This window comes from Methylobacterium sp. A54F (assembly GCF_053346035.1).
The window spans coordinates 1-255 of sequence record NZ_JBKFBF010000240.1 but is presented as its reverse complement, the minus strand read 5'-3'; the positions used below and the strand labels follow the sequence as shown (position 1 = coordinate 255).

Annotated in this window: 1 protein-coding gene; it reads right to left on the bottom strand. The window is 72.9% G+C overall.

What is annotated here, in order from left to right; translation table 11 throughout:
- The coding region (locus tag ACLBXP_RS26140) for a YVTN family beta-propeller repeat protein (protein ID WP_447670684.1) at positions 1 to 255 on the bottom strand (255 nt) is incomplete at both ends.

Below are 255 nucleotides of genomic sequence, written 5' to 3'. Positions count from 1 at the left end.
CGATGAACAGCGTGCGCCCGTCCGGCGCCAGGGCGAACTGCTCCGGGTCCTCGCCGGAGGGCAGGTCGTGCAGGAGCCGGCCGCTGGCGGGGTCGATCACCTGCACGGCGTCCGAGTCGCTCGCGCACAGGAACAGCCGGCTCCCGTCCCGGGAGAAGACGAGGCCGCGCGGGCGCCGGCCCACGGGGAAGGTGCGGGTGACCTCGAAGGTCGCGGTGTCGATCACCGAGACCGTGTTGTCGCGCTCGTTCGAGA